The 6,747-nt window shown below is 62.5% G+C and carries 7 protein-coding genes and 1 pseudogene; 6 read left to right on the top strand and 2 right to left on the bottom strand.

Annotation, left to right across the window (positions count from 1 at the left end):
- Window positions 1–287 (bottom strand): transposase (locus M511_RS18580; RefSeq protein ID WP_139824644.1); only part of this gene is annotated, 287 nt, incomplete at its 3' end.
- Here M511_RS18580 and M511_RS18585 point away from each other — a divergent pair.
- The 6 genes from M511_RS18585 (at window position 286) to M511_RS18605 (ending at window position 5,178) form a co-directional block, all read left to right on the top strand.
- Entirely contained in the window at window positions 286–1,641 is a 1,356-nt protein-coding gene (locus M511_RS18585) for a tyrosine-type recombinase/integrase (RefSeq protein WP_240547709.1), read from the top strand. The genes M511_RS18580 and M511_RS18585 overlap by 2 nt on opposite strands.
- A gap of 426 nt (window positions 1,642–2,067) precedes the next feature.
- Entirely contained in the window at window positions 2,068–2,343 is a 276-nt protein-coding gene (locus M511_RS19505) for a helix-turn-helix transcriptional regulator (protein ID WP_085503200.1), read from the top strand.
- 99 nt (window positions 2,344–2,442) lie between these two features.
- On the top strand, window positions 2,443–2,568 hold the full coding sequence (locus tag M511_RS19510) for a hypothetical protein (protein WP_254901073.1): 126 nt from the start codon (window positions 2,443–2,445) through the stop codon (window positions 2,566–2,568).
- A 90-nt stretch (window positions 2,569–2,658) separates the two neighbouring features.
- On the top strand, window positions 2,659–3,540 hold the full coding sequence (locus M511_RS18595) for a DUF7146 domain-containing protein (protein WP_085503202.1): 882 nt from the start codon (window positions 2,659–2,661) through the stop codon (window positions 3,538–3,540).
- Window positions 3,537–5,039 (top strand): YfjI family protein, encoded by a 1,503-nt coding sequence (locus M511_RS18600; RefSeq protein ID WP_085503204.1) that lies wholly within the window; start codon window positions 3,537–3,539, stop codon window positions 5,037–5,039. The genes M511_RS18595 and M511_RS18600 overlap by 4 nt, the downstream gene beginning before the upstream one ends.
- Complete coding sequence (locus tag M511_RS18605; protein WP_156929533.1) at window positions 5,029–5,178, top strand: hypothetical protein; 150 nt, start codon at window positions 5,029–5,031, stop codon at window positions 5,176–5,178. The genes M511_RS18600 and M511_RS18605 overlap by 11 nt, the downstream gene beginning before the upstream one ends.
- A 575-nt stretch (window positions 5,179–5,753) precedes the next feature.
- Here the strand turns inward: M511_RS18605 and M511_RS18610 are convergent.
- A pseudogene (locus M511_RS18610) lies at window positions 5,754–6,747 on the bottom strand (IS3 family transposase); the annotation flags it as partial.

Consider the following 6,747-nt stretch of genomic DNA (forward strand, 5'->3'; position numbering starts at 1 on the left):
TAGGTCGCGTCGATCATGACCGTCTTCTGTTCGTCATGTTCGGCAGCCAGACCTGTCATCATCCGGGCGAAGACGCCCTTATCGCTCCACCGCTTCCAGCGATTGTAAAGCGTCTTGTGCGGCCCATAGGCGGCAGGTGCGTCACGCCATCGTAAGCCGTTGCGATTGATGAAGATTATCCCACTCAAGACGCGTCTGTCATCTACGCGAGGCTTGCCGTGTGACTTCGGAAAGAAAGGCTCAAGGCGCGCCATCTGCGCATCTGTCAGCCAGAAAAGATCAGACATGTTCACCGCTCGTTTTCGAACCGTGAATCACGACACCACCCTGAAATCAATGGGTCCTGACCCTAGTATCGTTCAGCAACGTCTAATGAGGTCTCATGCAGTCCCACACTTATTGTGGGTCAGATTGTGGGGCAAGACGATGGCCGATAAAGCCAGAGACGGATTAACTGCTGCCTTTGTTCGCACCGTGACCAAGCCGGGCCGCTATGGCGACGGGCTCGGCCTGCATCTTGTAGTTTCACCCACCGGGGCGAAGCGGTGGATTCAACGCATCACCATTCGCGGCAAGCGCGTTGATATGGGTCTGGGACCCCTTTCCGCCGTCTCTCTGGCCGAGGCGCGCGAGATGGCCGCCAGGAACCACAGGGAAGCCCGCACGGGAGGCGACCCGTTGCGCGCCAGGCGTGAGGCTCAAGCGGCCCTGACTTTCGAGGAAGCCGCCCGCAAGGTCCACGAAATCCACCTGCCGACATGGCGCAACGAAAAGCACGGCAAGGACTTCATTTCCTCTCTTGAAACCCATGCCTTCCCCAAAATTGGCAAGTTGAAGGTGCAGGACGTGACCACGGCGGATGTGCTGGCCGTTCTGTCGCCTGTCTGGACCACAACCCACGAAACCGCCCGCCGCGTGCGTCAGCGTATCGGAACGGTGATGAAATGGGCTATCGCTCAAGGCTGGCGGCAAGATAACCCAGCCGAGAATATCAGCGGGGCACTTCCCAAAGTCCCAAAGGTGAAGGCGCACCGGGTTTCGCTGCCCTATGACAAAGTATCGGCTTTTCTTGAGGCACTGGCAGGGTCCGGCGCTGGTCCGGTGACGAAACTGGCGCTTGAGTTTCTGATTCTGACGGCGGCCCGGTCTGGTGAGGTCCGCGAAGCCCGCTGGGATGAAATCGACATGGCCGGGAAGGTTTGGGAAATCCCGGCTTCGCGGATGAAAATGAAGCGCGCGCACCGCGTGCCACTGGCACCCCGCGCAATGGAGATACTGGCCGAGGCGGAGCGGTTCCGGCACGTTGCGGCACAGGCATCCCCCCTGATCTTTCCGGGGCAGAGGCCGGGGCGACCGCTGTCAGACATGACGCTTTCCAAGCTGGTCAAGGAATTAGGCTTCCCCGTTGATGTTCACGGTTTCCGCACGTCCTTCCGCACATGGGCACAGGAACGCACCACAGTCGCGCATGAGGTGGCAGAGGCCGCGCTTGCTCATGCGGTTGGAAACAGCGTGTCTCAAGCCTATGCCCGGTCAGACATGTTCGAGAAGCGTCGCGCGCTTATGGAACGATGGGCCGCCTATCTGGCCGAGCAAGGAGGTGAGGTGATTCGATTCCCGGCTGGGGTGGCAAAGGGATGAATCCAAGATGAAATTAACGCCGCCGGACAAGTCTCTGTGCGCTTTTCAAATGCGCTTGTTCAGTGAAACAACACCGGCACAGCGTCAAACTATATTTAGTGGCGCGCCAGAAAAGTTCGCAGAGGCGGATATTGTTTTACTTAGAAAACAAAGGTGTGACGCTCATAATCCTAGAGTGTTGTTCGCAAAGGGTAAATTTCCCCCAGCCGCAAAGAGATGGCGAGAAAGTGACACAGGGATACGATATCTCTGTGTATTTGTTGTCCACCCACAACATCTAGTTGACGAGAAAATAAAAGCGGTAGTAAGCGTAAGGAAGTCTTACAGCCATTAGGATTCAATAGTAGGACGAATGGCGACCCCGCCAAAGGCTCAACCGCCAAGTTAAAGCCTAAGACGGGGCCGGGACTGAACAAGATGGTCACCATGTTCAGTCCCTGTCCTACTCCATCATTTGTGGATGTCGCAAGCAAATATGCACTATGCGCAAGCCACGCGGGACAAGGGAGAGGCACAACGGTGTCTAAAATTCTTCGTCTGCCTGCGGTTATGCAGGCCACTGGCCTGTCCAAGGCATCGGTTTATCTTGGCGTCAAAAAGGGCACATTCCCCGCTCCGGTCAAGCTGGGCGTGAGGGCTGTTGGCTGGCCTGCCGAGGCAATAGATGAGTGGGTGAAATCCCGCCCGTCCGCCGCCGTATAAGAAAACCCCTGCCGGGGCATGGCAGGGGCTTTCGGCGGTATTTATCCAATGCCGCGAACATAGCACCCAGCGCCCCGGCCCGCAAGACAGAGGCCGAGCATGGCGAGTTTCATCATATCAAACGCAAGCCGTTCGCCCTTCACGGTGCATATCGAGGGGCATGGGTTCTGGGCGGTAGAGCGCCTGACACGGGCAGGTAACTGGGAGGCAGGCCATGAGCATTGATGCCTTGCGCGTCCTGTATCTACGTCGCCTTCACGGTCTGACCGAAACGCAAGCGCAGATTGTCGCCGCGCTGATCTGGGGGGCATGGCAATGAGTGACGCCCGAACCCTGACAATCGCCCTTCGCGGCAAATGGTATGGCCGCTATGGCCTTGCCTGCTGTCCTGCCCATAACGACCGCAAGCCCAGCCTGACCATTGCGGACGGCGACGGGGGACACCTGTTGCTTTCCTGCAAGGCGGGCTGCGCTTTCACCGATGTTCTGGACGCCCTGCGCGGTCTGGGTCTGATCGAGGGCCGGGGAAGTTATTCCCCGCCCAGCCCGTCCGAGATTGCCCGCCGTGAGGCCGAAGACCGGGCCGAGGCCGGGAAGCGGGAAAGGCAGACGCTGGCCTGCTGGAACGAGGCCCAGCCGATCGGCGGCACCCTTGCCGAAACCTACCTGCGCAGTCGCGGCATCACCTGCGACCTGCCCGATACCCTGCGTTTCCATCCCGATTGCTGGCACCCAAGTGCCCGGCGCTACCCGGCCCTGCTGGCCCGTGTCGATGGCGCGGCCCGCTTCGCGGTGCATCGCACCTATCTCGCCCCCGATGGATCGGGCAAGGCGATGATTGATCCGCCCAAGGCGATGCTGGGCGCGGTCGCTGGCGGCGCTGTGCGGCTCGCTGAGGCCCAAGGCCCGCTGGTGGTGTGTGAGGGCATAGAGACCGGTCTGAGCCTTGCGGGCGGCCTGCTGGCGCGCCCTGCGACGATCTGGGCGGCGCTGTCCACGTCCGGCATGGCCGTGCTGCGCCTTCCTGACCGCCCGCACCGCCTGACTATCGCCACCGATGGCGACGAACCCGGCAAGGCCGCCGGGCACAAGCTGGCCGAACGTGCATCCGCTCTGGGCTGGACCGTCAGCATTCTGCCCGCGCCAGAGGGGCGCGACTGGAACGACATTCTGATGATGAAAGGGGCCGCAGCATGAACGCTATGCCCGAACCTGTCCCGTTCACGCCCGAAGGCCCGCAACCGCTGCTGCGGGAAATCCCCGCAGGCGAAGCCTATCCGGTCCATGCGCTGGGGCCGCTCTGTGATGCCGTGAATGCGGTGCAGGACATCACCCAGGCCCCGGTCGCCATTGCCGCGCAATCGGCCTTGGCGGTGGCATCGCTGGCCGTTCAGCCCTTCGCGGATGTGGAGACCTTGGGCGGGGATGCCCCGCTGTCGCTGTTCTGTCTGACCGTTGCCGAGTCGGGCGAACGCAAATCCACCTGCGACAAGCTGTTGATGACCGGGGCGGGCGACTATGAGCGCGAGACCTGCCGCCAATACAAGACCGACCGGGAGGAATGGGAGACGGCCCGCGAACTGTGGGAAGGCAAGCGCAAACGGCTGCTGGCCGAAGCTGCGGGGGGCAAGGACAAGGCGAAATCGACCGCCGCCGAGGCCGATCTGCGGGCGCTGGGGCCATGCCCGCCCGCGCCGCTGGTGCCGTTTTTGACGGTGCAGGAACCGACCCTTGAGGGCGTCGCAAAGCTGCTGATTGCCGGGCGTCCATCCATCGGCCTTTTCAGCGATGAGGCCGGGGGCTTCATCGGCGGGCACGCGATGAGCCGCGACAACCGGGCTAAGACCGTGGCGGGCCTGTCGAAGCTCTGGGATGGCGACGGGCTGGACCGCATCCGCGCCGGGGATGGAGCCGCGAAGATGCCGGGCCGCAGGCTGGCCGCGCATCTGATGGCGCAGCCTGTTGTTGCTCTGCCGCTGCTGGCTGACCCGCTGGCATCAGGACAGGGGTTTCTTGCCCGGTTTCTCATTACCGAGCCGACAAGTGCTATTGGTTCCCGGTTGCGCCGTGGACATGACCCGGAATCCGAACTTGCCGTCGCCGCCTTCGCGGCCCGTCTGCGCGAGATATTGGAAGCGCCAATGCCGACCGGCGAAGACCCGCAGGAACTCGAACCCCGCCGCCTGCCGCTGTCTCACGGCGCGAAAGAGCTGCTGTGGCGCTTCTATGAGGCGACGGAACAGGCGCAGGCCACTGGTGGCCAGATGGAACACGTTCGGGCCTATGCGTCCAAGAGCGCCGAACAGGCCGCGCGCATCGCCGGGGTGCTGACGCTATGGGGCGACCTTCGCGCGCCTGACGTGACGCCGCAGGCGATGAAATGGGGCATCGCTCTGGCGGGCTTCTATCTGAAAGAGGCGCGGCGGCTGGCCGAGGCCGGGCTTGTCTCGGAAGAGACATCAAAGGCCGAACGGCTGCGGCAATGGCTGCTGGAAAGCTGGCCGCATGATGATGTGACGCCGCGTGAGATCATCCGGTTTGGGCCGAACGCGCTGCGGGACGCGAAATCGCTGTCCGGGCCGCTGGCTGCACTGGTGAAGGCCGGATGGCTGGTGGCCTTGCCCGCCGGGACCGTCATTCGCGGCAGCGCCCGCAAGGAAGCCTATCGGATCGTGAGGTCGAGCCATGAAGTTTGATGCTTATGCCGCGCTGTTCGAAATCCGCGCCGAGGAATTGGCGCGGGCTCTGGCGGCCTATGATCTGCGTAGCGTCGTTATTCTCGATGCCGTCCGGGCCGAGCGCCGAAGGGAAGCGAAGAAAGGACGTGACGCATGACCTTCGACTTCGACGCGGCCCTTGCCGAGATTCTGGCCGAACCCGTTGCGACATCCGCGACATTTGCGACAAGCGAACAAAATCAAGTGGCTAACGCTGCGACAAACTTGCGACACACCTGCGACACGGCAGGGCATAAAGTCCCGTGTCGCAACGGCGTCGCAGCCGTGTCGCAAGATAAGGCTTTGAATAATAACGAATGTCGCAATGTCGCAAATGTCGCAAGCCAGGTTATCCCGTGGCCGGGACGCAGCTACAGCCCCGAGGCCGTCCGGCAGGACGTGGCCGCCGAAATCCAGCGTCAGGCCGGAGGTATGCCGCCCCGCGCCTCCGCCCCTTCACGGGCAGGTGATGCAGAATGTCCCTATGGCGTGACTGCCGGGGGATATCCCCGGGTATGGACAGGCCGTCCGGTATCTGTAGCTGAGTGGCGGAACATGTCGGAATGGGAACGCCACGGGCCGAAGGGGCTTATGTTCTGCGGTGCCTGCCGGGAATGGGTTGACGCCTTCCCTGCCTGCCATGAGCGGGGCAGCACCATTGATCGGCCCCCACGGACGGGTCCAATTTGATTGTTAGTGCAATGATGGTCGTGGCGCCAGCGCGGGCGGCATCGCTGGTTGGGGTTGCAGGGCCGCCCGCGCGAATGCCGGGATGAAGACCTCCGGCGCCGGCGGCTTGTAGCCGAGCGATCCATGCGGACGCACGGTGTTGTAATGCCGACGCCAGCTTTCCACGATGATCCTGGCCTCTTTGAGCGTGTAGAAGATCTCGCCGTCGAGGAGTTCGTCGCGCAGGCGAGCATTGAAGCTCTCGATGTAGCCATTCTCCCATGGGCTTCCGGGTGCGATGTAGGCAGTCTTCGCCCCGACGGCGGTGATCCAGTCCTGCACGGCCGTGGCGATGAACTCCGGGCCGTTGTCGGAACGGATGTGCTCAGGCACGCCGCGCAGGATGAACAGGTCGGACAGGACGTCGATGACGTCGGTGGAGTTGAGCTTGCGATCGATGCGGATCGCCAGCGCCTCATGCGTGAACTCGTCGATCACGTTAAGCATGCGGTACTTCCTTCCGTCATGAGTGCGGTCCTCGACGAAGTCGTAGGACCAGACATGGTTGGGCCGCTCGGCGCGCAGGCGGATGCATGATCCGTCGGCGAGCCAGAGCCGGCCTTTCTTCGGTTGTTTGGCTGGAACCTTCAGCCCCTCTTGCCGCCAGATGCGCTCGACCCGCTTGTCGTTGACCACCCAGCCCATCTGGCTGCGCAGAAGCTCGGCGATCTTGCGATAGCCGTAGCGGCCATAGCGGCGGGCCAATGCAACGATGTCCTCGGTCAGTTGCTGCTCGTCGTCCCGGCCGCGAGGAATACGCCGCTGCGTGGAGCGATGCTGCCCAAGCACGAGGCATACCCGACGCTCCGACACGCGCTTCGGCAGAACCGAGCGAACATGGTCGATGCAGGCACGGCGACGCGAGGGGCTCAGAAGTTTCCCCGCGCAGCCTCCGTCAGGATCAGCTTGTCCAGCGTCAGATCGGCCACCGCCTTGCGAAGCCGTTCGTTCTCCTTCT

The organism is Paracoccus sp. J56 (assembly GCF_019633685.1).
GTDB lineage: Bacteria > Pseudomonadota > Alphaproteobacteria > Rhodobacterales > Rhodobacteraceae > Paracoccus > Paracoccus kondratievae.